This is a genomic window from Pseudomonas sp. H3_E04 (assembly GCF_054668915.1).
This window is the reverse complement of sequence record NZ_CP162797.1, coordinates 2,103,574-2,130,478: the sequence shown is the minus strand read 5'-3', so window position 1 is coordinate 2,130,478 and position 26,905 is coordinate 2,103,574. Positions and strand designations below refer to the sequence as shown.

24 protein-coding genes are annotated in these 26,905 nt (G+C 59.5%); 10 read left to right on the top strand and 14 right to left on the bottom strand.

Annotated features, from left to right (window positions below; genetic code table 11):
- Positions 1 to 206: 206 nt before the first annotated feature.
- The 8 genes from AB4N53_RS09565 to AB4N53_RS09530 all read right to left on the bottom strand — a co-directional run bounded on the left by AB4N53_RS09565 (position 207) and on the right by AB4N53_RS09530 (position 9,097).
- Positions 207 to 968, bottom strand: a complete 762-nt coding sequence (locus AB4N53_RS09565; RefSeq protein ID WP_460120087.1) for a secretin N-terminal domain-containing protein — start codon at positions 966 to 968, stop codon at positions 207 to 209.
- Between the two features lie 292 nt (positions 969 to 1,260).
- Entirely contained in the window at positions 1,261 to 1,686 is a 426-nt protein-coding gene (locus AB4N53_RS09560; RefSeq protein ID WP_460120085.1) for a GNAT family N-acetyltransferase, read from the bottom strand.
- Positions 1,679 to 2,848, bottom strand: a complete 1,170-nt coding sequence (locus tag AB4N53_RS09555) for a ribosomal protein uL16 3-hydroxylase (RefSeq protein ID WP_460120083.1) — start codon at positions 2,846 to 2,848, stop codon at positions 1,679 to 1,681. The genes AB4N53_RS09560 and AB4N53_RS09555 overlap by 8 nt, the downstream gene beginning before the upstream one ends.
- 86 nt (positions 2,849 to 2,934) lie before the next feature.
- Positions 2,935 to 4,305 carry an adenylosuccinate lyase gene (purB, locus tag AB4N53_RS09550; protein ID WP_460120081.1) on the bottom strand — a complete coding sequence of 457 codons (1,371 nt, stop codon included), beginning with the start codon at positions 4,303 to 4,305 and terminating at the stop codon, positions 2,935 to 2,937.
- A 126-nt stretch (positions 4,306 to 4,431) separates the two neighbouring features.
- Entirely contained in the window at positions 4,432 to 5,055 is a 624-nt protein-coding gene (gene hflD / locus AB4N53_RS09545; RefSeq protein WP_039763308.1) for a high frequency lysogenization protein HflD, read from the bottom strand.
- The gene (gene mnmA / locus AB4N53_RS09540) at positions 5,052 to 6,176 is read right to left on the bottom strand and encodes a tRNA 2-thiouridine(34) synthase MnmA (protein WP_415762080.1); all 1,125 of its coding nucleotides are present in this window, start codon (positions 6,174 to 6,176) and stop codon (positions 5,052 to 5,054) included. Before mnmA ends, hflD begins: the two co-directional genes overlap by 4 nt.
- 59 nt (positions 6,177 to 6,235) lie before the next feature.
- The gene (locus AB4N53_RS09535) at positions 6,236 to 6,682 is read right to left on the bottom strand and encodes an NUDIX hydrolase (RefSeq protein ID WP_460120079.1); all 447 of its coding nucleotides are present in this window, start codon (positions 6,680 to 6,682) and stop codon (positions 6,236 to 6,238) included.
- A 189-nt stretch (positions 6,683 to 6,871) separates the two neighbouring features.
- Positions 6,872 to 9,097: an NADP-dependent isocitrate dehydrogenase gene (locus AB4N53_RS09530; protein ID WP_460120077.1), complete on the bottom strand. Its 2,226-nt coding sequence runs from the start codon at positions 9,095 to 9,097 to the stop codon at positions 6,872 to 6,874.
- Positions 9,098 to 9,578: 481 nt separating this feature from the next.
- On the opposite strand from AB4N53_RS09530, the gene icd reads away from it, so the two are divergent.
- On the top strand, positions 9,579 to 10,835 hold the full coding sequence (icd, locus tag AB4N53_RS09525; protein WP_460120075.1) for an NADP-dependent isocitrate dehydrogenase: 1,257 nt from the start codon (positions 9,579 to 9,581) through the stop codon (positions 10,833 to 10,835).
- A gap of 77 nt (positions 10,836 to 10,912) precedes the next feature.
- On the opposite strand, the gene AB4N53_RS09520 is transcribed toward icd, so the two are convergent.
- A complete protein-coding gene (locus AB4N53_RS09520) occupies positions 10,913 to 11,194 on the bottom strand; it encodes a cold shock domain-containing protein (RefSeq protein ID WP_460120073.1) in 282 nt (93 codons plus the stop codon).
- 224 nt (positions 11,195 to 11,418) lie between these two features.
- Here AB4N53_RS09520 and clpS point away from each other — a divergent pair, with 224 nt between their 5' ends.
- The gene (gene clpS, locus AB4N53_RS09515) at positions 11,419 to 11,802 is read left to right on the top strand and encodes an ATP-dependent Clp protease adapter ClpS (RefSeq protein WP_011334948.1); all 384 of its coding nucleotides are present in this window, start codon (positions 11,419 to 11,421) and stop codon (positions 11,800 to 11,802) included.
- 30 nt (positions 11,803 to 11,832) lie between these two features.
- Positions 11,833 to 14,103, top strand: a complete 2,271-nt coding sequence (gene clpA, locus AB4N53_RS09510) for an ATP-dependent Clp protease ATP-binding subunit ClpA (protein WP_039763303.1) — start codon at positions 11,833 to 11,835, stop codon at positions 14,101 to 14,103.
- 624 nt (positions 14,104 to 14,727) lie between these two features.
- Here clpA and infA read toward each other — a convergent pair.
- The 3 genes from infA to aat form a co-directional block, all read right to left on the bottom strand.
- Positions 14,728 to 14,946, bottom strand: a complete 219-nt coding sequence (gene infA, locus AB4N53_RS09505; protein ID WP_002553999.1) for a translation initiation factor IF-1 — start codon at positions 14,944 to 14,946, stop codon at positions 14,728 to 14,730.
- Between the two features lie 112 nt (positions 14,947 to 15,058).
- Positions 15,059 to 15,766 carry an arginyltransferase gene (locus AB4N53_RS09500; RefSeq protein ID WP_460120070.1) on the bottom strand — a complete coding sequence of 236 codons (708 nt, stop codon included), beginning with the start codon at positions 15,764 to 15,766 and terminating at the stop codon, positions 15,059 to 15,061.
- Between the two features lie 58 nt (positions 15,767 to 15,824).
- Positions 15,825 to 16,505 carry a leucyl/phenylalanyl-tRNA--protein transferase gene (aat, locus tag AB4N53_RS09495; protein ID WP_434766005.1) on the bottom strand — a complete coding sequence of 227 codons (681 nt, stop codon included), beginning with the start codon at positions 16,503 to 16,505 and terminating at the stop codon, positions 15,825 to 15,827.
- Positions 16,506 to 17,024: 519 nt separating this feature from the next.
- On the opposite strand from aat, the gene ftsK reads away from it, so the two are divergent.
- The 6 genes from ftsK to cysG all read left to right on the top strand — a co-directional run bounded on the left by ftsK (position 17,025) and on the right by cysG (position 24,658).
- Positions 17,025 to 19,433, top strand: coding sequence for a DNA translocase FtsK (gene ftsK, locus AB4N53_RS09490; protein WP_041477069.1), 2,409 nt, complete (start codon positions 17,025 to 17,027; stop codon positions 19,431 to 19,433).
- A gap of 67 nt (positions 19,434 to 19,500) precedes the next feature.
- Entirely contained in the window at positions 19,501 to 20,121 is a 621-nt protein-coding gene (lolA, locus tag AB4N53_RS09485; RefSeq protein ID WP_042609224.1) for an outer membrane lipoprotein chaperone LolA, read from the top strand.
- A gap of 149 nt (positions 20,122 to 20,270) precedes the next feature.
- Positions 20,271 to 21,593 carry a replication-associated recombination protein A gene (locus AB4N53_RS09480; protein ID WP_460120067.1) on the top strand — a complete coding sequence of 441 codons (1,323 nt, stop codon included), beginning with the start codon at positions 20,271 to 20,273 and terminating at the stop codon, positions 21,591 to 21,593.
- Positions 21,593 to 21,967: a fluoride efflux transporter CrcB gene (gene crcB, locus AB4N53_RS09475; protein ID WP_460120065.1), complete on the top strand. Its 375-nt coding sequence runs from the start codon at positions 21,593 to 21,595 to the stop codon at positions 21,965 to 21,967. The genes AB4N53_RS09480 and crcB overlap by 1 nt, the downstream gene beginning before the upstream one ends.
- Positions 21,968 to 21,982: 15 nt before the next feature.
- The gene (gene serS / locus AB4N53_RS09470; protein ID WP_460120063.1) at positions 21,983 to 23,263 is read left to right on the top strand and encodes a serine--tRNA ligase; all 1,281 of its coding nucleotides are present in this window, start codon (positions 21,983 to 21,985) and stop codon (positions 23,261 to 23,263) included.
- A complete protein-coding gene (gene cysG, locus AB4N53_RS09465; protein WP_460120061.1) occupies positions 23,264 to 24,658 on the top strand; it encodes a siroheme synthase CysG in 1,395 nt (464 codons plus the stop codon).
- Between the two features lie 43 nt (positions 24,659 to 24,701).
- On the opposite strand, the gene AB4N53_RS09460 is transcribed toward cysG, so the two are convergent.
- Positions 24,702 to 24,896, bottom strand: a complete 195-nt coding sequence (locus AB4N53_RS09460; RefSeq protein ID WP_460120059.1) for a hypothetical protein — start codon at positions 24,894 to 24,896, stop codon at positions 24,702 to 24,704.
- A 107-nt stretch (positions 24,897 to 25,003) separates the two neighbouring features.
- On the opposite strand from AB4N53_RS09460, the gene thpR reads away from it, so the two are divergent.
- A complete protein-coding gene (thpR, locus tag AB4N53_RS09455) occupies positions 25,004 to 25,543 on the top strand; it encodes an RNA 2',3'-cyclic phosphodiesterase (protein WP_460120057.1) in 540 nt (179 codons plus the stop codon).
- Positions 25,544 to 25,788: 245 nt separating this feature from the next.
- Here thpR and AB4N53_RS09450 read toward each other — a convergent pair whose 3' ends face one another.
- On the bottom strand, positions 25,789 to 26,886 hold the full coding sequence (locus AB4N53_RS09450) for a polyamine ABC transporter substrate-binding protein (protein ID WP_460120055.1): 1,098 nt from the start codon (positions 26,884 to 26,886) through the stop codon (positions 25,789 to 25,791).
- Positions 26,887 to 26,905: the final 19 nt, after the last annotated feature.

Below are 26,905 nucleotides of genomic sequence, written 5' to 3'. Positions count from 1 at the left end.
CAAACACACCTTGTGGGCGGTACAGACACGAAACGGTTCGCGGGGTAGGTGCGAACGGCGCTTCGAAGGCCCTTGCCAGGGCCTCTGATTAGCGGGAGCGAGGCCATCATGCCTTCGCTTTTTTTTCGCGTCAAACGTTTTGTAGTGCTTTCTTTCAGGCACTACATCTTTCGTCTAATACGACTAATCAGTCAGTTTTCGGTGCTTTAGTCCAGCACGTCGACTTTCACCCGCAAGGTCATGTCATCGCGGCCCTGAGTCGAGTAGCTGCGGGTCAGGCCCTGTTTATCGGCCTGAGTCTGGCTGTTGACGCCGGCGAGAGTGATCCACTCACCGAGGCGCCCGGTGACGGTTGTGTCGGTACTTTGCACGTTCACTACATCGGGACGTTCCTGGCTCATGCGGTCACGGTTGGTACTGATTGCCAGATGGACGGTTTCGCCGGTGACGCTGGCGGTGACGTAGAAACCCTGGGTGACGTTGCGGTATTGGGTCTCGCTGCTGTAACCGCCGTAGGAATCGCTCTGGGTGTTGGTGATTGGCACGCTCTGGCCAACCTGAATCAGCGCCGGAGTGCCTTCACTGGTCTGCACTTGCTGAACGCCGCCGTTGCGGCTGGTGGTGCTGCGGCTGATGATCCGGGTCTGGTTCGGCTGGGCGCCATTGACTGAATAACCCTCGTCGCCACGACCATTGTTTTCGTTGGTGTCGACGGTGATCAACAAGCGCTTCGGTGCGGTATCGAGTTGCGCCAGCAAGTCCTTCAGTTCCTCAATCTTGCCCGGCTCGGCTTTGACGATCAGTTGGTTGCCGTAAGCGCTGACCTGACCGTCCTGGCCGATGAAATCCTGGGCGACCGGCAGCATGTCAGCGCTGGTGTGGTATTTGAGGGGAACGATTTCTGTGGCTGCCAGCACCGAAAAACTGCAGCCGAGCAGCAGGGTGGTGAGCAGGGTGCGTAGGGACATGTCCGTTATCTCCGCGTTCGAAAGGCTTGATATTGCCAGTTTGTCGGCCCGGGGTGGGGCAAGTTGAATCGTAGACAGCAAAACGCCCCGGCATCCGAAAATGGCGGGGCGTTTTGCGGTGTGCTGGCGGGCCTCTTCGCGAGCAGGCTCGCTCCCACAGTAGATCTCCAGCGGACACAAATTGTGTGTCAGGCACAGATCTCCCACTGTAGATCTCCAGCGGACACAAATTGTGTGTCAGGCACAGATCTCCTGTGGGAGCGAGCCTGCTCGCGAAGGCCGCGCCGCGGTCTTAAGCCGAATGCCGAACCATATCAACATGCGGAATCCCGGCTTCAAGAAACTCCTCGCTGACCAGGCTGAAGCCCAGGCGCTCATAGAACGCCGTGGCCTGCACCTGCGCGCTGAGCTTCTGTTGCTGCAAGCCGCGCGCTTCGGCTTCAGCGATGACCGCTTGCATCAGCGCGTCACCGACCTTCATCCCGCGCCAGTCTTTGAGCACCGACACCCGGCCGATGTGGCCGTCGGGCAACAGTCGCGCCGTGCCGATCGGGAAGTCGCCTTCGAACGCCAGAAAATGCACGGCGGTCGCGTCATCCGCGTCCCACTCAAGCTCGGGTGGTACCGATTGTTCGGCGATGAACACCGTTTCACGAATGCGCCGGATCTCGGCGATATCCTTCTGCCAGTCTGCGACACGAACGCGAATTTTATTCATCGGCGAACCCCAGGCTCCCTTGCTTGACCAGTTCGCAGAGCAGGCTGCGGCCGTCTTCATCGCTCAGCCACTCACCGAGGTTGTCGGCGTGCAGGGCGTCAGCGGCGCAGATCAGCTTCAACAGTTCGCGCAGCTTGCCCGGCAGGTAACGGCTCTGGCCGCTGGCGAACAGCAGCAGATCGTCGTCGACTTCCGACCAGGCCAGGCGTGCGCTCGGGTTGCGAATCAGTACGGCGCCGTCCTGCAGGGCGGCGAGGAAGTCTTCTTCTTCGACGTCTTGCGGGCCGACCACCAGTTCCGGGTAGCGCGGCTCCGTCATGTACTGGCCGAACCAGGTCAGCAGCAGACGCTCATCGCTCATGTGTTCGGCGAGCAGGCTTTTCAGGCGATCCAGTGCATCGTGTTGAATCTGGTGCGGATCGACCGCCGGCTTGGCATCGGCATCGGTGTAGCGCTCTTCGTCAGTCAGGAACTGGCTGAGGAAGTCGGTGAAGTGGGTCAGCACTTCAGCGGCGCTTGGCGCGCGGAAACCGACCGAGTAGGTCATGCAGTTATCGACCGCGACACCGCAATGGGCCAGGCGCGGCGGCAGGTAGAGCATGTCGCCCGGCTCCAGCACCCACTCTTCAGTCTCGTGGAATTCAGCGAGGATGCGCAGGTCGGCGTGTTGCAGCAGTGGGCTCTCGGAATCGCACATCTGGCCGATTTTCCAGTTGCGCTTGCCGTGGCCCTGCAGCAGGAACACATCGTAATTGTCGAAATGCGGGCCGACGCTGCCACCTGGTGCGGCGAAGCTGATCATCACGTCGTCGACGCGCCAGCTCGGCAGGAAGCGGAAGTTTTCCAGCAGTTCGCTGACTTCCGGCACGAACTGATCAACCGCCTGGACCAGCAAAGTCCACTCTTTTTCCGGCAGTTTGCTGAACTCGTCTTCGGCGAACGGGCCACGACGCAGTTCCCACGGACGCTCGCCATGCTCGATGACCAGGCGCGATTCGACTTCTTCTTCCAGAGCCAGGCCGGCCAGTTCGTCGGCGTCGATCGGGCTTTCGAAGTCAGGAATCGCCTGGCGGATCAGCAGCGGTTTTTTCTGCCAGTAGTCGCGCAGGAATTCGCGTGCTGTGAGGCCGCCCAGAAGTTGAAGAGGAATATCGGAATTCATATGTAACCTATTGAAAAAAAGCACTTTTCAGACGGGAATAAAAACGCCCGGCGCGGCCGGGCGTCTCAAACGGGGCAAACGGTCGATCAGATGCGTTTGGCTTGTGCCACTGCGTTGCCGATGTAGTTGGCCGGAGTCAGGTGCTTGAGCTCGGCTTTGGCTTGCGCTGGCATGTCCAGGCCATCGATGAAAGTCTGCAGCGCTTCAGGGCTGATGCCCTTGCCGCGGGTCAGTTCTTTCAGCTTTTCGTACGGGTTTTCGATGTTGTAGCGACGCATCACGGTCTGGATCGGCTCGGCCAGGACTTCCCAGCAAGCATCGAGGTCAGCGGCAATCTTCTGCTCGTTGAGCTCCAGTTTGCTGATGCCTTTGAGGCTGGCTTCGTAAGCGATCACGCTGTGGGCGAAGCCGACACCGAGGTTGCGCAGGACGGTGGAGTCGGTCAGGTCGCGCTGCCAGCGGGAGATCGGCAGTTTGCTCGCCAGGTGCTGGAACAATGCGTTGGCGATACCCAGGTTGCCTTCGGAGTTTTCGAAGTCGATCGGGTTGACCTTGTGCGGCATGGTCGACGAACCGATTTCGCCAGCGATGGTGCGCTGCTTGAAATAACCCAGGGAAATGTAGCCCCAGATGTCACGGTCGAAGTCGATCAGGATGGTGTTGAAACGCGCGATTGCGTCGAACAGCTCGGCGATGTAGTCGTGCGGTTCGATCTGCGTGGTGTACGGGTTGAAGCCCAGGCCGAGTTCGTCTTCGATGAAGGCGCGGGCGTTGGCTTCCCAATCGATTTGCGGGTAGGCCGACAGGTGCGCGTTGTAGTTGCCGACAGCGCCGTTGATCTTGCCCAGCAGCGGTACGGCAGCGACCTGAGCAATCTGACGCTCGAGACGGTAAACCACGTTGGCCAGTTCTTTGCCCAAAGTAGTCGGCGACGCCGGCTGACCGTGGGTGCGCGACAGCATTGGCACGTCGGCAAAACGGATGGCCAGTTCGCGGATGGCGTTGGCGGTCTGGCGCATCAGCGGCAGCATCACGTCGTCACGGCCTTCGCGCAGCATCAGCGCGTGGGACAGGTTGTTGATGTCTTCGCTGGTGCAGGCAAAGTGGATGAATTCGCTGACCTTGGCCAGCTCTGGCAGCTTGGCCGCCTGCTCTTTGAGCAGGTATTCGATGGCTTTGACGTCGTGGTTGGTGGTGCGCTCGATCTCTTTGACGCGCTCGGCGTGCTCCAGCGAGAAGTTTTCAGCCAGTTCGTTGAGAACGGCGTTGGCCTCGGCGGAGAAGGCTGGCACTTCAGGGATACCAGCGTGGGCGGCCAGGCGCTGGAGCCAGCGCACTTCAACCAGAACGCGGGCACGGATCAGGCCGTACTCGCTGAAAATCGGGCGCAGGGCCTGGGTTTTGCCGGCGTAGCGGCCGTCAACAGGGGAAACCGCAGTGAGCGAAGAGAGCTGCATGGGGTGTTCTCGGACAGTCGGGCAACGAAATGGGGCGCGTATCATACATGAAAAAATCCGCCGGTCCGTCGCCAACTGACCGGCGTATTACGCGTTACAGACTACAAAGCCTTCATGACGCGGCGTTTACTCGCTGCGCATCAACGGATAAAGCTCTTTGAGCAGCTTGCGGCGGCTGATCACCAACTGCCAGCGATGACCACCGAGCTGACGCCACAGGCGCGCCGAGCGGATACCAGCGAGGAGCAGGGCGCGGATCTTCGAGGCGTTGCTCGGCTGCTGCAGGTTGCGCATGTCGCCGTGCACCTGAATGCGCTGGCGCAGCGTGCTCAAAGTGTCCTGATACAACGCGCCGCAAGCGGCTACGACGTTTTCGTGGGCGGGGCCGAAATGCTCCACCTGCGACTGAATCTGCGGCAGGCGCTTGGCAATCGTCTCGAGCATGTCGTCACGCTTGGCCAGCTGTCGCTCCAGGCCGAGCATCGACAGGGCGTAGCGCAATGGCTCGCGCTGCAAGGTGCTCGGGTCGCGCTCCAGTGCGCCAATCAACGCGCGATAGCCTTCGCGCAGATTGATGTCATCGCCGCCGTACACGTCCAGGGTATCTTTCGGATCACGCACCAGCAGGCTGCCGAGCATGCAGCTCAGGCCGGCCTCGTTGGTCTGGCCGGTCTTGGCGATGCGATCCACCAGCACGGCGGCGAGAAACACACCGCCCAGCGCTGTCAGTTGCTCCTGAGTCGGGCTCATGCCTGGCCGCTCCACGGCTCGGCCACTTCGATCACGCCGCCGCCGAGGCAGATTTCGCCGTCATAGAAAACGACCGACTGGCCCGGCGTCACCGCGCGTTGCGGTTCGTCGAACACGGCGCGATAACCGCTGGCGGTTTTTTCCAGGGTGCAGGCCTGATCGCTCTGGCGATAACGCACTTTCGCCGTCAGGCGCAGCGGCTGGCTCAGGTCGATCGGGTTGACCCAGTAGATTTCCGAAGCGAGCAGGGCGCTGGAGAACAGCCACGGATGGTTGTTGCCTTGGCCGACGATCAGCTCGTTGGTTTCCAGATCCTTGCGCAGCACGTACCACGGCTCATCGCCGGCATCTTTCAAACCGCCGATGCCGAGGCCCTGGCGCTGGCCGATGGTGTGGTACATCAAGCCGTGGTGACGGCCAATGACTTCGCCTTCGGTGGTCTTGATCTCACCCGGTTGTGCCGGCAGGTATTGCTTGAGGAAATCGCTGAAACGACGCTCGCCGATGAAGCAGATCCCGGTGGAATCCTTCTTCTTGGCGGTAGCCAGTTCGTACTTCTCGGCAATCGCGCGGACTTCAGGCTTTTCCAGCTCGCCGACCGGGAACAGGGTCTTGGCGATCTGTTCGCCACCAACGGCGTGCAGGAAGTAGCTCTGATCCTTGTTCGGATCGAGGCCCTTGAGCAGTTCGGTGCGGCCATCGATGTCGCGGCGGCGCACATAGTGGCCGGTGGCGATCAGGTCGGCGCCGAGCATCATCGCGTAGTCGAGGAACGCTTTGAACTTGATCTCGCGGTTACACAGGATGTCCGGGTTCGGCGTGCGCCCCGCCTTGTATTCGGCGAGGAAGTGCTCGAACACGTTGTCCCAGTACTCGGCGGCAAAGTTGGCGGTATGCAGCTTGATGCCGATCTTGTCGCAGACAGCCTGAGCATCCGCCAGATCGTCCATGGCGGTGCAGTATTCCGTTCCGTCGTCTTCTTCCCAGTTCTTCATGAACAGGCCTTCCACTTCATAACCCTGCTCGATCAGCAGAAGGGCGGAAACGGAAGAGTCCACGCCGCCGGACATGCCGACAATGACGCGCTTCTTGGATGTGTCAGAAGGGGCTGGATCACGCATAGGGATTCAATGAGTGTCTTGGAAAAGGGCGCGATTCTATCAGGCTCGCGGCCGCAAGGCTAAAGAGAAGGGCGGATCAGTTCGAGGCTGAAGTGATGACCGGCCAGATAATCGTCGATGCAACGGATGATCAGCTCGCTGCGCCAGTTGTCGCGCTGGGCGATCAATTCGTCGCGGGTCAGCCACTTGGCGCCGACGATGCCGTCGTCGAGCTGGTAATCCGGATGGTGCTGAACGGCTTTGGCGCTGAAGCACACACGCTGGTAAGTCACGCCGTTGCTCGGTGCGGTGTACAGATAAATGCCTGTCACGCCGGTGGGTTCGACGTCCCAGCCGGTTTCTTCAAGGGTTTCGCGAATGGCCGCGTCAATCAGGGTTTCATCCGGATCGAGATGGCCGGCGGGCTGGTTGAGCACATTGCGCCCGCCCTTGTGCTCCTCGACCATCAGGAAGCGGCCGTTGTCCTCGACGATGGTGGCGACGGTGATGTGGGGGAGCCATTCCATAAGATTTCCTCGACGGTAGCGCGGTCAACTGTGGGAGCGAGCCTGCTCGCGAAAGCGGTGGGCCAGCCTATGACGATGCTGAATGATAAACCGCATTCGCGAGCAGGCTCGCTCCCACAGGGTATTTGTGTGAACTCTGAAAACACAAACCCCGGCACAAGGCCGGGGTTTGTTTAACGCATTACAACCTTAAACCAGCGCAGCAATCGCCGCGTTGAAGGTTGCACTTGGGCGCATGGCCTTGCTGATCAGCTCGGCGTCGGCGTGGTAGTAACCACCGATGTCGACTGGCTTGCCCTGAACGGCGTTGAGCTCGGCAACGATGGTTGCTTCGTTCTCGGTCAGGGTTTTGGCCAGAGTCGCGAACTGCGCTTGCAGTGCCGCGTCTTCAGTCTGGGCCGCCAGGGCCTGAGCCCAGTACATCGCCAGGTAGAAGTGGCTGCCGCGGTTGTCGATGTTGCCGACTTTGCGCGATGGCGACTTGTTGTTGTCGAGGAACTGGCCAGTGGCCTGGTCCAGGGTTTTCGACAGCACCAGCGCTTTCGGGTTGTTGTAGTTCACGCCCAGATGCTCAAGGGAAGCGGCCAGGGCGAGGAACTCACCCAGCGAATCCCAGCGCAGGAAGTTTTCTTCAACCAGTTGCTGCACGTGCTTCGGAGCCGAACCGCCGGCGCCGGTTTCGAACAGGCCACCGCCGTTCATCAGCGGCACGATCGACAGCATTTTGGCGCTGGTGCCCAGTTCCATGATCGGGAACAGGTCGGTCAGGTAGTCGCGCAGTACGTTGCCGGTCACCGAAATGGTGTCCTTGCCTTCGCGGGTGCGCTGCAGGGTGTACTTCATTGCATCGACCGGCGCCATGATCTGGATGTCCAGACCGCTGGTGTCGTGATCCTTCAGGTAGGCCTGAACCTTTTCGATCACCACGCCGTCGTGGGCGCGCATCGGGTCGAGCCAGAAGATCGCCGGGGTGCTGCTGGCGCGAGCACGGTTGACCGCCAGTTTGACCCAGTCCTGGATCGGCGCGTCTTTGGTCTGGCACATGCGGAAGATGTCGCCGGCTTCAACAGCCTGTTCCATCAGCAGGTTGCCCTTGCTGTCGGTGACGCGAACCACGCCGTCAGCCTTGATCTGGAAAGTCTTGTCGTGGGAGCCGTACTCTTCGGCTTTCTTCGCCATCAGGCCGACGTTCGGCACGCTGCCCATGGTGGTCGGGTCGAAAGCGCCATTGGCTTTGCAATCTTCGATCACGGCCTGGTAGATGGTTGCGTAGCAACGATCCGGGATCACTGCCTTGGTGTCGTGCAGCTGACCGTCGGTGCCCCACATCTTGCCGGAGTCACGGATCATCGCTGGCATCGAGGCGTCGACGATCACGTCGCTCGGCACGTGCAGGTTGGTGATGCCTTTGTCGGAGTTGACCATCGCCAGCGACGGACGAACGGCGTAAACCGCAGCCATATCTGCTTCGATCTGTGCTTGTTGCTCAGCCGGTAGGGCTTTGATGCGAGCGTACAGATCGCCGATGCCGTTGTTCAGGTTGAAGCCGATCTGGTTCAGCACGTCAGCGTGCTTGGTCAGTGCGTCTTTATAGAACTCGGCAACGATCTGGCCGAACATGATCGGGTCCGAGACCTTCATCATGGTCGCTTTCAGGTGAACCGAGAGCAGCACGCCCTGGGCCTTGGCGCTTTCGATTTCGGCAGCGATGAACGCACGCAGGGCGTTTTTGCTCATCACGGCGCAGTCGAGGATCTCGCCGGCCTGAACGGTGGTTTTTTCTTTCAGAACGGTAGCGCTACCGTCCTTGGCGATCAGTTCGATCTTCACAGCGTCAGCGGCGTCGATCAGGACAGCTTTTTCGCTGCCGTAGAAATCGCCGGTGCTCATGTGCGCGACGTGAGACTTGGAGTCTTTGGCCCAGGCGCCCATTTTGTGCGGGTGCTTGCGCGCGTAGTTCTTCACCGACAGCGGAGCGCGGCGGTCGGAGTTGCCTTCACGCAGAACCGGGTTCACGGCGCTGCCCTTGACCTTGTCGTAACGCGCCTTGGCGTCTTTGTCGGCGTCGCTGGTCACGGTTTCCGGGTAGTCCGGCAGGTTGTAGCCCTGCGCCTGCAGCTCTTTGATCGCGGCTTGCAGCTGTGGCACCGAAGCACTGATGTTCGGCAGCTTGATGATGTTGGCTTCAGGCGTAACGGCCAGGTCGCCCAGTTCGGCGAGATGGTCGGCTACGGCTTTATCGCCCAGTTGCTCGGGGAAGCTTGCCAGGATGCGTGCTGCAAGAGAGATATCGCGGGTTTCCACGGCGATATCGGCCGAGGCGGTGTAAGCCTCGATGATCGGCAGCAGGGAATAGGTGGCGAGGGCAGGAGCTTCGTCGGTGAAGGTATAGATGATCTTCGAGCGGGTGGGCATATTCGGATTAACTCTCTCTTCTTTGCTAAAGCGTGCGCAGAAACTCGAGGGGCGCCGGGTAAGCGCGTTCGTTCAAAGTCATCCATGAACCGAATGTCGAGATTCTTCGCGGTGATGTTGGGTGCATCAGTAGAGCGTCAAGCAGTCAGGCTGCGGTAACAACCCGACCAATCAGGCGGAAAGTCTCGTGCTAGAGAGGCCAGCCGTCGTGACCCTGTGGTCAGCGGGCGGCATTATACATAGGTAGCTGGCAATCTGCCGATGGTTCATATGCAACGATTCTCGTCCATTGGTCTAAAGGTCGCAGGGCACGACGGGGCAAAGACTCGTTACGAATGCTGGAGTTTGGCGCTTTTCCCTTTGCTTTCAGGCTTGTACGAAACGAGAAGTGCGCGGTCGCGGAACATAGGGTTTGCGTGTTGATTCAACTGGGTTACGCTCGAAGCAAGCCAGGTGTTCAATCCAAACAATGGAGTTCAGCATGGGTTACAAGAAGATTCAGGTTCCAGCCGTCGGTGACAAAATCACTGTCAATGCAGACCATTCTCTCAATGTTCCTGATAACCCGATCATCCCCTTCATCGAAGGTGACGGTATTGGTGTCGACATCAGTCCGGTGATGATCAAGGTTGTCGATGCTGCTGTTGAAAAGGCCTACGGCGGCAAGCGCAAGATTTCCTGGATGGAAGTCTACGCCGGCGAAAAAGCCACTCAGGTTTATGATCAGGACACCTGGCTGCCGCAGGAAACCCTCGACGCGGTCAAGGATTACGTAGTTTCCATCAAAGGCCCGCTGACCACTCCGGTCGGTGGCGGTATCCGCTCGCTGAACGTGGCCTTGCGTCAGCAACTCGACCTGTACGTCTGCCTGCGCCCGGTGCGCTGGTTCGAAGGCGTGCCGAGCCCGGTGAAAAAGCCTGGCGACGTCGACATGACGATCTTTCGCGAGAACTCCGAAGACATTTACGCCGGTATCGAATGGAAGGCCGGTTCTCCGGAAGCCACCAAGGTCATCAAATTCCTTAAAGAAGAAATGGGCGTCACCAAGATCCGTTTCGACGAAAACTGCGGCATCGGCGTCAAGCCGGTATCGCGCGAAGGCACCAGGCGTCTGGCACGCAAGGCTCTGCAATACGTGGTCGACAATGACCGCGATTCGCTGACTATCGTGCACAAAGGCAACATCATGAAGTTCACCGAAGGTGCCTTCAAGGAATGGGCCTACGAAGTGGCCGCCGAAGAGTTCGGCGCGACGCTGCTGGACGGCGGTCCGTGGATGCAGTTCAAGAATCCGAAAACCGGCAAGAACGTTGTGGTCAAGGATGCCATCGCCGACGCCATGCTCCAGCAGATCCTGCTGCGCCCGGCCGAATACGATGTGATCGCTACCCTCAACCTGAACGGTGACTACCTGTCCGACGCGCTGGCGGCGGAGGTGGGCGGTATCGGCATCGCGCCGGGCGCCAACCTGTCCGACACCGTGGCGATGTTCGAAGCGACCCACGGTACCGCGCCGAAGTATGCCGGCAAGGACCAGGTCAACCCGGGCTCGCTGATTCTCTCGGCCGAGATGATGTTGCGTCATATGGGTTGGACTGAAGCGGCAGACCTGATCATCAAAGGGACCAACGGTGCGATCAGCGCGAAGACTGTTACTTATGATTTTGAGCGTTTGATGGATGGCGCCAAGCTGGTTTCGTCTTCGGGGTTCGGAGATGCGTTGATTTCGCATATGTAAAAGTCGAAGGCACACAAAAACCGCCTGACTCGATGGGTTGAGTCAGGCGGTTTTTTATGACCGGATGTCCTGAGGCTTCAGGTGGTCGCCGTTTGTTTTTCCGTGGCAATCGCACTTGGCGCCGAAGCGACTTCGACCGAAGCTATCTTCACGGCGTGCAAGCCTTTGGGGCCTTGAACGATGTCGAATGTAACCGCCTGACCCGCTTTCAGGGTCTTGTACCCGTCCATTTCAATGGCCGAGTAGTGGGCAAAGAAATCAATGTCTTTGCCATCCTCATCGCGACCTTCCCGGGCGTCGGTATTGATAAAGCCGAATCCCTTGGCATTGTTGAACCATTTCACCTTGCCGACAGCCATGCTCAAATCCCTCTGCAACAGACTCCATCGCTGGAGTATCATCCACGACATCCGCAATCGAATTCGATAAAAGAATTGACTCCGCGGATCTTTTTTACCCACTGTGGGCTCTATTGGTTGTAACACCGTTTTCCCGATAGTCAAGGTGACCGGGCAGTCGTAGTTGAAAACGTGTGCAACCGCCCCCACCACTGTATTCGCACAACTGACGAACCTTTTTTTCCATGCATGCAATCAGCCAGATTCGACTAACATTCAATCAGGATCGCCCGCTTCTCCAAAAGGATCTTCCACAGGAGCACGACGACGATTCGGCAGGCGTTGCTGTTCAGGAAGCAAAGCCCGCGTTACAGGCGCCGCCGATGTACAAGGTGGTTTTGTTCAACGATGACTACACACCGATGGATTTCGTCGTCGAAGTGCTCGAGGTGTTTTTTAACCTGAATCGCGAGCTGGCGACCAAGGTCATGCTGGCCGTCCATACAGAAGGCCGGGCAGTATGTGGAGTGTTTACCCGCGACATCGCCGAGACAAAGGCCATGCAGGTCAACCAGTACGCCAGGGAAAGCCAGCATCCGCTACTCTGTGAAATCGAGAAGGACGGTTAATCGCCGACCACTTGGGTATGAGGTGAAGCTATGTTAAACCGCGAGCTCGAAGTCACCCTCAATCTTGCCTTCAAGGAGGCTCGTTCGAAGCGTCATGAATTCATGACCGTCGAACATCTCCTGCTGGCCCTATTGGATAATGAGGCTGCCGCCACCGTTTTGCGTGCCTGCGGCGCAAACCTCGACAAACTCAAGCATGATCTGCAGGAGTTCATCGACTCCACCACGCCATTGATCCCCGTGCATGACGAGGATCGCGAAACCCAGCCAACCCTGGGCTTCCAGCGTGTCCTGCAGCGTGCTGTTTTCCACGTACAGAGCTCGGGCAAACGCGAAGTGACCGGCGCCAACGTGCTGGTCGCCATCTTCAGTGAGCAAGAGAGTCAGGCCGTGTTCCTGCTGAAACAGCAGAGCGTGGCGCGCATTGATGTCGTCAATTACATCGCCCACGGCATTTCGAAAGTGCCGGGGCATGGCGATCACTCTGAAGGTGAACAAGATATGCAGGACGACGAGGGCGGTGAGTCTTCTTCTTCAGGCAATCCTCTGGATGCTTATGCCAGCAACCTCAACGAACTCGCACGCCAGGGTCGCATCGATCCGCTGGTCGGCCGTGAATCGGAAGTTGAGCGTGTCGCGCAGATTCTCGCGCGCCGGCGCAAGAACAACCCGCTGCTGGTCGGTGAAGCAGGCGTAGGTAAAACAGCGATTGCCGAAGGCCTGGCCAAGCGCATTGTCGACAATCAGGTGCCGGATCTGCTGGCCAATGCGGTTGTTTATTCGCTCGATCTTGGCGCTCTGCTCGCGGGCACCAAGTATCGCGGTGATTTCGAGAAGCGCTTCAAGGCGCTGCTCAATGAACTGAAAAAACGTCCGCAGGCGATCCTGTTCATCGACGAGATCCACACCATCATCGGTGCGGGTGCTGCGTCCGGTGGCGTGATGGATGCGTCCAACCTGCTCAAGCCGCTGCTGTCGTCTGGTGACATCCGCTGCATCGGTTCGACCACGTTTCAGGAGTTTCGCGGCATCTTCGAGAAAGACCGTGCCTTGGCCCGTCGTTTCCAGAAGGTCGATGTCGTCGAGCCGTCGGTGGAAGACACCATCGGTATCCTGCGTGGCCTGAAAGGGCGTTTCGAGCAGCACCACAGCATCGAGTACAGTGATGAGTCTTTGCGTGCCGCTGCCGAGTTGGCGTCGCGCTACATCAATGACCGGCACATGCCGGACAAGGCCATCGACGTGATCGACGAGGCGGGCGCCTACCAGCGTCTGCAGCCGGTGGAGATGCGCGTCAAGCGTATCGATGTGCCACAGGTCGAAGACATCGTCGCGAAAATCGCGCGGATTCCGCCAAAGCACGTCACCAGTTCCGACAAGGAACTGCTGCGTAACCTGGAGCGTGACCTGAAGCTGACGGTATTTGGTCAGGACGCGGCAATCGATTCGCTGTCGACCGCGATCAAGCTGTCTCGTGCCGGGCTCAAGTCGCCGGACAAACCGGTCGGTTCGTTCCTGTTCGCCGGGCCTACCGGTGTCGGCAAAACCGAGGCTGCGCGTCAGTTGGCCAAGGCGCTGGGTATCGAGCTGGTGCGTTTCGACATGTCCGAGTACATGGAGCGTCACACCGTATCGCGTCTGATCGGTGCGCCTCCGGGTTATGTCGGTTTCGACCAGGGCGGTCTGCTGACCGAAGCGATCACCAAGCAACCACATTGCGTATTGCTGCTTGATGAGATCGAGAAGGCGCATCCGGAAGTCTTCAACCTGCTGCTGCAGGTCATGGACCACGGTACGCTGACCGATAACAACGGGCGCAAGGCGGACTTCCGCAACGTGATCGTGATCATGACCACCAACGCCGGTGCCGAAACCGCCGCGCGGGCTTCGATCGGTTTTACCCATCAGGACCACTCGTCCGATGCGATGGAAGTGATCAAGAAGAGCTTCACGCCGGAATTCCGCAACCGTCTGGACACCATTATCCAGTTTGGTCGCCTCAGCCATGAGGTCATCAAAAGCGTGGTGGACAAGTTCCTCACCGAGCTTCAGGCGCAGCTGGAAGACAAGCGTGTGTTGCTCGAGGTTACCGATGCGGCGCGCAGCTGGCTGGCGGCGGGTGGTTACGACTCGGCGATGGGCGCACGTCCGATGGCGCGTCTGATCCAGGACAAGATCAAGCGTCCGCTGGCGGAGGAGATTCTGTTTGGCGAACTGGCCGAGCATGGCGGTGTGGTGCACATCGACATCAAGGATGGGGAGTTGACGTTTGACTTCGAGACCACGGCTGAGATGGCCTGACGGCTTGATGTGGATTGGAAAGGCGCCTTCGGGCGCCTTTTTGTTGTCCGGTGTTTTTGGGCTTTGGGTGTATATCCGTTGCTGCGGTGATGGCTTATTACGGTTCCGCCCTTACGGCGAGTCACCTTTTTCAAACGCCAAAAAGGTAACCCAAAACGCTTGCTCCTACGTTCGGCCCTCGCAGGCTCGGGTTCCTTCGCTGCGGGATCGATCCGGGCGCAGCGGCTACGGTTTGCTTCGCTGCACCTCCTTGCGCTGTGTCTTGCTGCGCCAGACGGTCGCTGCGCTCCCACGCCCGGATCAATCCCTCCACTCAGCCTTCCGGCGTCGCCGGTGGATCAAGATCAAAAGCGGTACTCGAGCTAACGCTCATTGTGTAGGAGCTGCCGGAGGCTGCGATCTTTTGATTTTGCCTTTGCCTTTGCCTTTCTGTGGGAGCGAGCCTGCTCGCGAAGACGGCCTGCAGGTCAACCCGTTTCTATCGAATTCACGCGATCCAACCGGAGCTGCCGAAGGCTGCGATCTTTTGATCTGCTTGCTGTAGAGCGAAACCGCCAGCCCCAAAACCTCAAAACGCAGATACAAAAACGCCCGGCATAACCCGGGCGTTCTGTATTGACTTGATTAACGAGCGCGGTAAGTGATCCGCCCTTTGCTCAAGTCATAGGGCGTCAGCTCGACGCGCACTTTGTCACCGGTAAGAATACGAATGTAGTTCTTGCGCATCTTGCCGGAAATATGCGCGGTTACGACGTGCCCATTTTCCAACTCCACACGAAACATGGTGTTGGGCAGGGTGTCGACGACAGTGCCTTCCATTTCGAAGCTGTCTTCTTTCGACATGCAGTAAAGCCCTCGGTATCCAATGAATGGCCCGGTGCAACTGCGCCAGGCAAAAGCGGCGTGCATTGTGCCCGAAAAATGGTGTTTACGCCAAGGGGTTTAGGCCGCAGGTTCAGTTCAGGATGACCCAGCGCTGATTGATCAGCAATTCGATGGGCCGATATTGCGTCTTGTAGTTCATCTTTTTGCAGTTCTTGATCCAGTAACCCAAGTACACCGCCTCAAGGCCCAGACGCTGGCTCTCGGCGATTTGCCAGAGGATTGCGTAACGGCCGAGGCTGCGGCGTTCTTCGTTCGGTTCGTAGAAGGTGTACACCGCTGACAAACCGTTGGGCAGCAGATCGGTGACCGCCACCGCGAGCAGCCGTCCGTCGAGTCGGAACTCATAAAAGCGCGAGAAGGGCAGGTCGCGCACCAGGAACGTCGAGAACTGATCGCGACTCGGCGGGTACATGTCGCCGTCGGCATGGCGCTGTTCGATATAGCGCTGGTAAAGGTCGAAATACTCTTCGCTGAAGTGCGGTTTGACCGGCTGCACCTGCAAATCGGCGTTGCGTTTGTAGATACGCTTCTGCTGGCGGTTGACGATGAACTGAGCGGAAGGAATGCGCGCAGGCACACACGCATTGCAATTCTGGCAATGCGGCCGGTACAGGTGATCGCCGCTGCGACGAAAGCCCATTTCCGACAGATCTGCGTAGACGTGCACATCCATGGGCTGACTCGGGTCGAGAAACAGCGTTGTGGCCTGCTCCTCGGGCAGATAACTGCAAGAGTGGGGCTGAGTGGCATAGAACTTCAATCGCGCCAACTCGGTCATGAATCAACCCTCGGGATAAGCTGGTGGATTAAGTGTAAGCCACCTGCGCAAAAGTCGCTCAGCAAACCCAGGTCGCCGAATTCGGTTGATCGAGATGGCGCTGCAGATAGTCGGCGAATTCGCCGCGCGGAATCGACCGCGCACCTAAACTGTGCAGGTGATCGGTCGGCATCTGACAATCGATCAGCACAAACCCGGCAGCTTTTAAATGCTGCACCAGCGTAGCGAAGCCGTATTTGGAAGCGTTGTCGGCGCGGCTGAACATCGATTCGCCAAAAAACAATTGACCCATCGCCAAGCCATAAAGGCCGCCCACCAGTTGCCCATCGTCCCAGACCTCAACTGAATGAGCGAAGCCGCGCCGATGCAGTTCCATGTAAGCATCCTGCATCGCCTCGGTGATCCAGGTGCCGTCGGCGTAGTCGCGAGGCGCGGCGCAGGCGCGGATGACGGCGTCGAAATCCTGATCGAAGGTCACTTGATAGCGTTGCTTGCGCAGCAGCTTGCCGAGGCTGCGCGAGACGTGCAGTTCGTCGGGAAACAGCACGGTGCGCGGATCCGGCGACCACCACAGAATCGGTTGGCCCTCGGAAAACCATGGAAAACAGCCGTGGCGATAGGCCTGAATCAGGCGGTCGGCGGACAGGTCACCACCGGCGGCGAGCAATCCGTTCGGCTCGCGCATGGCTTTTTCCAGTGGCGGAAAGGTCAGGGAATTACGTTGTAACCAAGTCAGCATGGCATCCGGGCTTGCAGAAGGGGAGGGCGGTCAGGGGCGTGCAGGCCCCGCGAAAGAGTTTGCCGCGAAACGCCGCCAATGTCCTGCACCGATGTTTGATGGAGTGGGCATTGAGCTGCAACTTGATGTGTCGGCCGTGGTCGTAAGCGTCACCGTATCAATGCCTGTCCGCATTCCGTCCAGCGGATTCGGCCGGCCTCGCTACGTTCATCAAATACACGTCATAAGCCTTTGTCACAAAAGACAATGCATGCTCCAATTGCAACGCGATTCGCATGCGTTTGGCTATGCTCCAAGCTGTGCTCTCAAGCGTGGCGTCGGGCGCACAAACCCGTACAATGCCGGGTTGTGACGGGCTTTTCGCTGCGCAGAGCGTTTATGGCTGTGTTTATAAAACCAGTGGCACAGTGTTAAAAGTAGTCCCAGTTGAGCTTTTCACCTTTTTTACCTGCCTGGATTGGGCAGTTTTTATCGTCATTCAATAGATGGACGCGCCTCGGGCGCAGGAAAAGAAGCGTTTTGAAGAAGACCACCGAAGCACCCAAAACAGTCGTTCCGCTCTGGCGCCAGCAACTGCACTACCGGCTCAAGGAAGGTGCATTGATCGCCATAGGCGCCTTGTGCCTGTTCCTGATGATGGCTTTGCTGACTTACGGCAAGGACGACCCGGGCTGGAGCCATAACAGCAAGATCGACGATGTGCAGAACTTCGGCGGCCCGGCCGGCTCGTACAGCGCCGATATCCTGTTCATGGTGCTCGGTTACTTCGCCTATATCTTTCCGTTGCTGCTGGCGGTCAAGGCGTACCAGATTTTCCGGCAACGTCACGAACCGTGGCAGTGGAGCGGCTGGCTGTTCTCGTGGCGCCTGATCGGACTGGTGTTCCTGGTGCTTTCGGGTGCTGCGCTGGCGCACATTCATTTCCATGCCGCGACCGGTCTGCCGGCCGGCGCTGGCGGTGCCTTGGGCGAAAGCCTTGGCGATCTGGCGAAGAATGCACTGAACATTCAGGGCAGCACGCTGCTGTTCATCGCTCTGTTCCTGTTCGGCCTGACCGTATTTACCGACCTGTCCTGGTTCAAGGTGATGGATGTCACCGGCAAGATCACTCTCGATCTGTTCGAACTGTTCCAGGGCGCGCTCAATCGCTGGTGGTCGGCGCGCACCGAGCGCAAGCAACTGGTCGCGCAACTGCGTGAGGTCGATGACCGCGTCCACGATGTGGTCGCGCCGACTGTCACCGACAAACGCGAACAGGCCAAGGTCAAGGAACGCCTGATCGAGCGCGAGCAAGCGCTGAGCAAGCACATGTCCGACCGCGAGAAGCAGGTACCACCGGTGATCGCGCCGGCACCGGCCAAGGCGCCGGAGCCGAGCAAGCGCGTACAGAAAGAGAAGCAGGCGCCGTTGTTCGTCGACAGCGCGGTCGAAGGCACCTTGCCGCCGATTTCGATTCTTGATCCTGCGGAAAAGAAACAGCTCAACTATTCGCCTGAATCCTTGGCAGCGGTCGGTCACTTGCTGGAAATCAAGCTCAAGGAATTCGGCGTCGAAGTCACGGTGGATTCGATCCACCCGGGCCCGGTGATTACCCGTTACGAAATCCAGCCGGCTGCCGGCGTGAAGGTCAGCCGCATCGCCAACCTGGCCAAAGACCTGGCGCGGTCGCTGGCAGTGACCAGCGTGCGGGTGGTCGAGGTGATTCCGGGCAAGACCACTGTCGGTATCGAGATTCCCAACGAAGACCGTCAGATCGTGCGTTTCTCCGAGGTGCTGTCGACGCCCGAGTACGATAACTTCAAATCGCCGGTCACCCTGGCGCTCGGTCACGACATCGGCGGCAAGCCGGTCATTACCGATCTGGCGAAGATGCCGCACCTCCTGGTAGCCGGTACCACCGGTTCCGGTAAGTCCGTGGGCGTGAACGCGATGATCCTGTCGATCCTGTTCAAGTCCGGCCCGGACGACGCCAAACTGATCATGATCGACCCGAAAATGCTTGAGCTGTCGATCTACGAAGGCATTCCGCACCTGCTCTGCCCGGTCGTGACCGACATGAAGGACGCTGCCAACGCCTTGCGCTGGAGCGTCGCCGAGATGGAACGGCGCTACAAGCTGATGGCGAAGATGGGCGTGCGTAACCTGTCCGGCTTCAACGCCAAGGTCAAGGAAGCCCAGGATGCCGGCGAGCCGTTGAGCGATCCGCTGTACAAGCGCGAAAGCATTCACGACGAAGCGCCGCTGCTGCAGAAGCTGCCGACCATCGTCGTAGTGGTGGACGAATTTGCCGACATGATGATGATCGTCGGCAAGAAGGTTGAAGAACTGATCGCCCGTATTGCGCAGAAGGCGCGTGCGGCGGGGATTCACTTGATTCTTGCAACCCAGCGCCCGTCGGTGGACGTGATCACTGGTTTGATCAAAGCCAACATCCCGACTCGGATGGCGTTCCAGGTGTCGAGCAAGATCGACTCGCGGACCATCATCGATCAGGGTGGCGCCGAGCAACTGCTCGGCCACGGTGACATGCTCTACATGCCTCCGGGCACCAGTTTGCCGATCCGGGTCCACGGCGCGTTCGTTTCCGACGATGAGGTTCACCGCGTGGTCGAGGCGTGGAAACTGCGCGGCGCGCCGGAATACAACGACGATATCCTCAACGGTGTCGAAGAGGCAGGCAGCGGCTTTGAAGGCAGCAGTGGCGGTGGCGACGGTGATGATCCTGAAGCCGACGCGCTGTATGACGAAGCGGTGCAGTTCGTCCTCGAAAGCCGTCGCGCATCGATTTCTGCTGTGCAGCGCAAGCTGAAGATCGGCTACAACCGCGCCGCGCGGATGATCGAGGCGATGGAGATGGCCGGCGTCGTTACCTCAATGAACACCAACGGTTCGCGTGAAGTCCTGGCCCCGGGCCCGGTACGCGACTGAAACGCAACGACTCGGGTGGCGCAATGACGCGCCACCCGCTTTCCCACGAGTATTCAAGAGGACTCTCATGCGCCTTATCCGCATGCTGTTGCCAGTACTGGCGCTGACCACACTCACGGCCCACGCCGATGAAAAGGACGTGGCGCGTCTGACCCAATTGCTCGAAACATCGAAAACCCTGTCGGCCAACTTCTCGCAGTTGACCCTCGACGGCGGCGGCACCCAGTTGCAGGAAACCACCGGCAACATGACTCTGCAGCGTCCGGGCCTGTTCTACTGGCACACCAACGCGCCGGCCGAGCAGACCATGGTCTCCGATGGCAAGAAAGTCACCCTGTGGGACCCGGATCTGGAGCAGGCAACCATCAAGAAGCTCGACGAGCGGCTGACCCAGACGCCGGCGCTGCTGCTGTCCGGTGATGTCTCGAAGATCAGCCAGAGCTTCGATATCAGCGCCAAAGAGGCGGGCGGCGTAATCGACTTCACGCTCAAGCCGAAAACCAAGGACACTCTGTTCGACAACCTGCGCCTGTCGTTCCGCAACGGTCTGCTCAATGACATGCAACTGATTGACAGCGTCGGCCAGCGCACCAATATCCTGTTTACCGGGGTCAAGGCCAACGAAGCGGTGCCGGCATCGAAATTCAAGTTCGACATTCCAAAGGGTGCCGACGTTATCCAGGAGTAAGGCGCAAACCCATGTAGGAGCGAGCCAGCTCGCGAAAGCGGTGTATCAGTCACTTCAATGTTGAATGAACCATCTCATTCGCGAGCAGGCTCGCTCCCACCGATGGAATGGGCGCTCTCAAGTTCTAACAGAGGTTTCAACGCTACGTGATGGATCTGTTTCGCAGTGCACCGATTGCCCAACCCTTGGCCGCGCGTCTGCGTGCGGCCAATCTGGATGAGTACGTCGGTCAGGAACACGTGCTCGCTCGCGGCAAGCCTCTGCGTGAGGCGCTGGAGCAGGGCGCGCTGCATTCGATGATCTTCTGGGGGCCGCCGGGCGTGGGCAAAACCACTCTGGCGCGCTTGCTGGCGGAAGTCTCTGATGCGCACTTCGAAACCGTCTCGGCGGTGCTCGCCGGGGTCAAGGAGATCCGCCAGGCCGTTGAGATTGCCAAGCAGCAGGCCGGCCAGTACGGCAAACGCACGATCCTGTTTGTCGACGAAGTCCACCGCTTCAACAAGTCGCAGCAGGACGCGTTCCTTCCGTACGTTGAAGACGGCACGCTGATCTTCATCGGCGCCACCACTGAAAATCCTTCTTTCGAACTCAACAACGCATTGTTGTCGCGCGCCCGCGTCTACGTGCTGAAAAGCCTCGACGAAGCGGCGCTGCGCAAACTGGTGCATCGGGCTCTGACCGAAGAGCGTGGGCTGGGCAAGCGCAATCTGACCCTGAGCGATGAAGGCTTCCAGATGCTGCTTTCGGCTGCGGATGGCGATGGCCGGCGTCTGCTCAATCTGCTGGAGAACGCTTCCGATCTGGCTGAAGACGACAGTGAAATCGGCATCGAGCTGTTGCAAAGCCTGCTCGGCGATACGCGTCGACGTTTCGACAAGGGCGGTGAAGCGTTCTACGACCAGATTTCGGCGCTGCACAAATCGGTACGCGGCTCTAACCCCGACGGCGCGCTGTACTGGTTTGCGCGGATGATCGACGGCGGCTGTGATCCGCTGTATCTGGCGCGGCGCGTGGTGCGCATGGCCAGCGAAGACATCGGCAACGCCGATCCGCGTGCGCTGAGCCTGTGCCTGGCCGCGTGGGAGGTGCAGGAGCGTCTCGGCAGCCCCGAGGGCGAATTGGCAGTCGCCCAGGCCATCACTTATCTGGCCTGTGCACCGAAAAGCAATGCGGTGTACATGGGCTTCAAAACCGCGCTGCGCGCCGCTGCCGAAAACGGCTCTCTGGAAGTGCCGCTGCATTTGCGCAATGCACCGACCAAGCTGATGAAGCAACTGGGCTACGGCGACGAGTACCGCTACGCCCATGATGAGCCGGATGCTTACGCCGCCGGCGAAGACTATTTTCCGGAAGAACTCGATCCGATTCCGTTCTATCAGCCCGTGCCCCGTGGCCTGGAGTTGAAGATCGGCGAAAAGCTCAATCACCTCGCTCAACTGGATCGTCTGAGCCCTCGGCAGCGGAGAAAATAGTGGTTCCATTGATCATTGCAGTGTCGGTCGGCGGTGTTGCCGGCACCTTGTTGCGCTTCACCACCGGTAATTGGGTCAGCGCCAATTGGCCACGGCACTTCTATACCGCGACGCTGGCCGTTAATATCGTGGGCTGCCTGTTGATCGGCGTGTTGTACGGCCTGTTTCTGATACGCCCGGAGGTGCCGATCGAGGTACGCGCCGGGTTGATGGTCGGCTTCCTCGGGGGGCTGACGACTTTTTCATCCTTTTCACTGGATACGGTGCGCCTGCTGGAAAGCGGGCAAGTGTTGCTGGCCCTGGGCTACGCGGCACTCAGCGTATTCGGCGGGCTGCTCGCCACATGGGCTGGCCTGTCCCTGACCAAACTTTGATAACGAGAAACCGACATGCTCGATTCCAAACTGTTACGTAGCAACCTTCAGGACGTAGCGGACCGCCTGGCTTCCCGTGGCTTTGCCCTGGACACCGCGCGCATCGAAGCGCTGGAAGAACAGCGCAAGACCGTCCAGACCCGCACCGAAGCACTGCAGGCTGAGCGTAACGCGCGTTCGAAATCCATCGGCCAGGCCAAGCAGCGTGGTGAAGACATCGCGCCGCTGATGGCGGATGTCGAGCGCATGGCGGGCGAACTGAGCGCTGGCAAGGTCGAACTGGACGCGATCCAGACCGAACTGGATTCGATCCTGCTCGGTATCCCCAACCTGCCGCATGAGTCGGTTCCGGTCGGCAAGGACGAAGATGACAACGTCGAAGTGCGTCGTTGGGGCACGCCGACCCAGTTCGATTTCGAAGTTAAAGACCATGTTGCCCTCGGCGAGAAGTTCGGCTGGCTGGATTTCGAAACTGCCGCCAAGCTGTCCGGTGCACGTTTCGCCTTGCTGCGTGGTCCGATCGCCCGCCTGCACCGCGCGCTGGCGCAGTTCATGATCAACCTGCATGTCACCGAACATGGCTATGAAGAGGCTTACACGCCTTATCTGGTCCAGGCTCCGGCGCTGCAAGGCACTGGCCAGTTGCCGAAATTCGAGGAAGATCTGTTCAAGATCGCCCGCGAAGGCGAAGCCGATCTGTACCTGATCCCGACCGCCGAAGTGTCGCTGACCAACATCGTTGCCGGCGAAATCGTTGATTCCAAATCGCTGCCGATCAAGTTTGTTGCCCACACCCCGTGCTTCCGCAGCGAAGCCGGCGCGTCGGGCCGGGATACTCGCGGCATGATTCGTCAGCACCAGTTCGACAAAGTCGAAATGGTCCAGATCGTCGAGCCGTCGCAATCGATGGAAGCGCTGGAAGGCCTGACCGCCAACGCCGAAAAAGTCCTGCAACTGCTCGGCCTGCCTTACCGCACCCTGGCACTGTGCACCGGTGACATGGGCTTCAGCGCGGTCAAGACCTACGACCTTGAAGTGTGGATTCCGAGCCAGGACAAGTACCGCGAAATTTCGTCGTGCTCGAACTGCGGCGATTTCCAGGCCCGTCGCATGCAGGCGCGTTTCCGCAACCCGGAAACCGGCAAGCCTGAGCTGGTACACACCTTGAACGGTTCCGGCCTGGCGGTCGGTCGTACCTTGGTTGCAGTGCTGGAAAACTACCAGCAGGCCGACGGTTCGATCCGCGTGCCGGACGTGCTCAAACCGTATATGGGTGGCCTTGAGGTCATCGGCTAAATGAAATATCTGCCGCTGTTTCACAACCTGCGCGGCAGTCGTGTGTTGGTTGTCGGTGGGGGGGAAATTGCCTTGCGCAAATCCCGCCTGCTGGCCGATGCCGGTGCGCTGCTGCGGGTCGTCGCACCTGAAATTGAAACGCAACTGGCTGAACTGGTCGCTGCCAGCGGCGGCGAATGCCTGCTGCGTGGTTACGCCGAAGCGGATCTGGACGGTTGCGGGCTGATCATTGCCGCGACCGACGACGAAACGCTGAACGCGCAAGTCTCCACCGATGCCCATCGGCGTTGCGTGCCGGTAAATGTGGTAGATGCGCCGGCCTTGTGCAGCGTGATCTTCCCGGCGATCGTCGACCGCTCGCCACTGATCATTGCTGTCTCCAGCGGCGGCGACGCGCCGGTATTGGCGCGCCTGATTCGTGCCAAGATCGAAACCTGGATTCCTTCGACCTACGGTCAGCTCGCCGGGCTCGCGGCGCGTTTCCGCCATCAGGTGAAAACCCTGTTTCCGGATGTGCAGCAGCGTCGCGGCTTCTGGGAAGACGTTTTCCAGGGCCCGATCGCCGATCGTCAACTGGCCGGGCAGGGCGCTGAAGCCGAGCGCCTGTTGCAGGCCAAGGTCGATGGCGAGCCCATGGTCACCACTGGCGAGGTTTATCTGGTCGGCGCTGGTCCGGGTGACCCGGATCTGTTGACCTTCCGCGCGCTGCGGCTGATGCAGCAAGCCGATGTGGTGCTCTATGACCGTCTCGTAGCGCCGGCGATTCTCGAGTTGTGCCGTCGCGACGCCGAGCGGGTATATGTCGGCAAGCGTCGTTCCGAACACGCCGTGCCGCAGGATCAGATCAACCAGCAACTGGTCGATCTGGCCAAGGCCGGCAAGCGCGTGGTGCGGTTGAAGGGCGGCGATCCGTTTATCTTCGGGCGCGGTGGTGAAGAGATCGAAGAGCTGGCAGCCCACGGCATTCCATTCCAGGTCGTGCCGGGCATCACGGCGGCCAGCGGTTGCGCGGCGTATGCCGGGATTCCGTTGACCCATCGTGACCACGCGCAATCCGTGCGGTTTGTCACCGGTCACTTGAAGGACGGTTCTACCGATCTGCCATGGGCCGACCTTGTCGCCCCGGCGCAGACGCTGGTGTTCTACATGGGCCTGGTCGGTCTGCCGATCATCTGCGAGCAGTTGATCAAGCATGGTCGCGCGGCGGATACCCCGGCGGCACTGATCCAGCAGGGCACCACGATGAACCAGCGGGTCTTTACCGGCACCCTGGCCGACTTGCCGCGACTGGTGGCTGAGCATGAAGTACATGCGCCGACTCTGGTGATCGTCGGCGAGGTAGTGCGGCTGCGTGAAAAACTGGCGTGGTTCGAAGGGGCTCAGGCGCAGGTCTGAAACCGGGTCGCCTGCTTTGCGGGCAGGCGACCTCGGATTTGCGTCACTCGGCAGACGGCGTGATGCGACAGCCCTTGCGATTGTGGATCTGCTCGTCGGTCGGCCGTTCGCGGACGAATTCGAAGCGTGGTTCGCCTTCGTTGTAATGCACCAGCCAGCCCCATTCCAGTTCGCTTTCGTCCTGTCCGGGATGCGGTGGCCGGGCCCACCAGGGTTCTTTGCTGAGGATCTCGCGCATGGCAGCCTCCGGTTGTTGGCGATCCTTGAACTATAGCTTGCTGTCATGAGTCGTCAGAACAGGCGGTGTTGAATCGGCTCGATCATGACGAAAAAGGGGGCAGGGCAATGATTGATGGGGGGCGCAAGGATGAACCGTCGAAACGGCTGTTTTTCGCTTTGGATTGCCCGCCGGCGCAGCGCAAGGCCATCGCCCAGTGGCGTTCGGAACTGGGCCTGGGCAGCGGTAAAGCGGTGCCGGCGGATAACTTTCATCTGACTTTGCTGTTTCTTGGAGCGGTGCCGCTGGCGCAGATCCATGGCGTTTGTGAAGCCGCGGGCAGTGTGCGTATTCCGGGCGAAGCGTTGCAGGTTGCGCTGGATCGGTTGCAGGTCTGGCATCGCGCGGGTGTGTTGTCGCTGGCACCCGAGCAGGCACCGCCGGCGTTGTTGCGCCTGGTCTACGCGCTGGAGCAGGCAATGTTGCCGTTCGGTTTTGCGGAACCCACCCACGAGTTCCGCCCGCACCTGACATTGGCACGCGAATACCGCGCGCCGGAGCCAGAAGCGAGCACGCCGCCGGAGTTTTTTCTGCGCGCTGAACGCTTCGCTTTGTTCGAATCGCACAAGGGTCGCTATCGGGTCTTGCAGGATTGGCCGCTGATCTGAACGAACAAAAAAAGGCGCCCGTAGGCGCCTGCAAATTCACCCGAGCCGAGGGAGCCGGGTGAGGCCGTTCAGAGCAGGGAGCAGCGGTGGTAAGGCGCTGCGTGAACGGAAAATTTTCAGCGCTGCATTGCTTCATTGTGGGAGCGAGCCTGCTCGCGAAAGCGTCGGCACATCCAATATTTTCGTCGCCTGTCCTACCGCCTTCGCGAGCAGGCTCGCTCCCACATTTTTGATCATCGGTGTTTTTATTTACCGAGCTTCACCCGCGTCCACCCGCGCGTCATGATCCGCTGCGTGGCAATCGGCTGATCCGGCACCGCATACAAGGTCGCCATCACCGCTTGCGACGGATACGAGCCCGGTTCGTTACGGATCGCTTCGTCCACCAATGGCGTGGCCGCTGCGTTGGCGTTGCTGTAGCCGATGCTGTTGGTGACCTCGGCGATGATCTCCGGGCGCATCAGGAAGTCCATGAACAGGTAGGCGTTGTCGACATTCGCCGCATCACGAGGGATGGCGACCATGTCGTAGAAACTGCCGGCGCCTTCCTTGGGAATGCTGTAGTCGATCACCACGTTGTTGCCCGATTCCACCGCACGGGCCTTGGCCTGCAGGACGTCGCCGGAGTAACCGACCGCCACGCAGATGTTGCCGTTGGCCAGATCGGAGATGTACTTCGAGGAATGGAAATACGCCACGTAAGGGCGGATTTTCATGAACAGCGCTTCGGCCTCGGCAATGTGCGCCTTGTCCTTGTCGTTCACCGGATAGCCCAGGTAGTGCAGGGCAGCCGGAAGCATTTCGGTTGGCGAATCGAGGAAGCTGATGCCGCAGGCTTTGAGCTTTTCCGCGTTTTCCGGTTTGAACAGCAAGTCCCAAGAGTTGGTCGGGGCGTTGGCGCCGAGTACTTCCTTGACCTTGACCGGATTGAAACCGATGCCGATCGAGCCCCACATGTACGGGAACGCGTGAGCGTTGTCCGGATCACTGGCAGAGGCATTTTTCAGCAGCACCGGGTTGAGATTCTTCCAGTTCGGCAGCTTCGATTTGTCCAGCGGCTGATAGACACCGGCCTTGATCTGCTTGGCCAGAAAGCTGTTCGACGGTACGACGATGTCGTAACCGGATTTGCCCGCGAGCAGGCGCGCTTCCAGGGTTTCGTTGCTGTCGAAGACGTCGTAGGTCACGCGAATCCCGGTTTCGTCTTCGAACTTTTTCACGGTGTCCGGCGCGATGTAGTCGGACCAGTTGTAAACGCGCAGCACCTTGTCGTTGGCCTGGGCGCCCATGACCATCGCGCCCATTAAGGACAGTGTCAGCAGAGTCCTGCCAAACATTTTCATCGGTACAACTCCCTTCTTT

Bases quoted from the DNA above. Each gene is read 5' to 3' on its own strand.
- serS (WP_460120063.1), top strand. From the start codon at position 21,983: ATGCTCGATTCCAAACTGTTACGTAGCAACCTTCAGGACGTAGCGGAC.
- clpS (WP_011334948.1), top strand. From the start codon at position 11,419: ATGCATGCAATCAGCCAGATTCGACTAACATTCAATCAGGATCGCCCG.
- clpA (WP_039763303.1), top strand. From the start codon at position 11,833: ATGTTAAACCGCGAGCTCGAAGTCACCCTCAATCTTGCCTTCAAGGAG.
- mnmA (WP_415762080.1), bottom strand. From the start codon at position 6,176: ATGCGTGATCCAGCCCCTTCTGACACATCCAAGAAGCGCGTCATTGTC.
- purB (WP_460120081.1), bottom strand. From the start codon at position 4,305: ATGCAGCTCTCTTCGCTCACTGCGGTTTCCCCTGTTGACGGCCGCTAC.
- thpR (WP_460120057.1), top strand. From the start codon at position 25,004: ATGATTGATGGGGGGCGCAAGGATGAACCGTCGAAACGGCTGTTTTTC.
- icd (WP_460120075.1), top strand. From the start codon at position 9,579: ATGGGTTACAAGAAGATTCAGGTTCCAGCCGTCGGTGACAAAATCACT.
- hflD (WP_039763308.1), bottom strand. From the start codon at position 5,055: ATGAGCCCGACTCAGGAGCAACTGACAGCGCTGGGCGGTGTGTTTCTC.
- AB4N53_RS09530 (WP_460120077.1), bottom strand. From the start codon at position 9,097: ATGCCCACCCGCTCGAAGATCATCTATACCTTCACCGACGAAGCTCCT.
- cysG (WP_460120061.1), top strand. From the start codon at position 23,264: ATGAAATATCTGCCGCTGTTTCACAACCTGCGCGGCAGTCGTGTGTTG.
- AB4N53_RS09535 (WP_460120079.1), bottom strand. From the start codon at position 6,682: ATGGAATGGCTCCCCCACATCACCGTCGCCACCATCGTCGAGGACAAC.
- aat (WP_434766005.1), bottom strand. From the start codon at position 16,505: ATGCTGACTTGGTTACAACGTAATTCCCTGACCTTTCCGCCACTGGAA.
- AB4N53_RS09460 (WP_460120059.1), bottom strand. From the start codon at position 24,896: ATGCGCGAGATCCTCAGCAAAGAACCCTGGTGGGCCCGGCCACCGCAT.
- AB4N53_RS09500 (WP_460120070.1), bottom strand. From the start codon at position 15,766: ATGACCGAGTTGGCGCGATTGAAGTTCTATGCCACTCAGCCCCACTCT.
- AB4N53_RS09555 (WP_460120083.1), bottom strand. From the start codon at position 2,848: ATGAATTCCGATATTCCTCTTCAACTTCTGGGCGGCCTCACAGCACGC.
- AB4N53_RS09450 (WP_460120055.1), bottom strand. From the start codon at position 26,886: ATGAAAATGTTTGGCAGGACTCTGCTGACACTGTCCTTAATGGGCGCG.
- AB4N53_RS09560 (WP_460120085.1), bottom strand. From the start codon at position 1,686: ATGAATAAAATTCGCGTTCGTGTCGCAGACTGGCAGAAGGATATCGCC.
- AB4N53_RS09480 (WP_460120067.1), top strand. From the start codon at position 20,271: ATGGATCTGTTTCGCAGTGCACCGATTGCCCAACCCTTGGCCGCGCGT.
- infA (WP_002553999.1), bottom strand. From the start codon at position 14,946: ATGTCGAAAGAAGACAGCTTCGAAATGGAAGGCACTGTCGTCGACACC.
- AB4N53_RS09520 (WP_460120073.1), bottom strand. From the start codon at position 11,194: ATGGCTGTCGGCAAGGTGAAATGGTTCAACAATGCCAAGGGATTCGGC.
- lolA (WP_042609224.1), top strand. From the start codon at position 19,501: ATGCGCCTTATCCGCATGCTGTTGCCAGTACTGGCGCTGACCACACTC.
- AB4N53_RS09565 (WP_460120087.1), bottom strand. From the start codon at position 968: ATGTCCCTACGCACCCTGCTCACCACCCTGCTGCTCGGCTGCAGTTTT.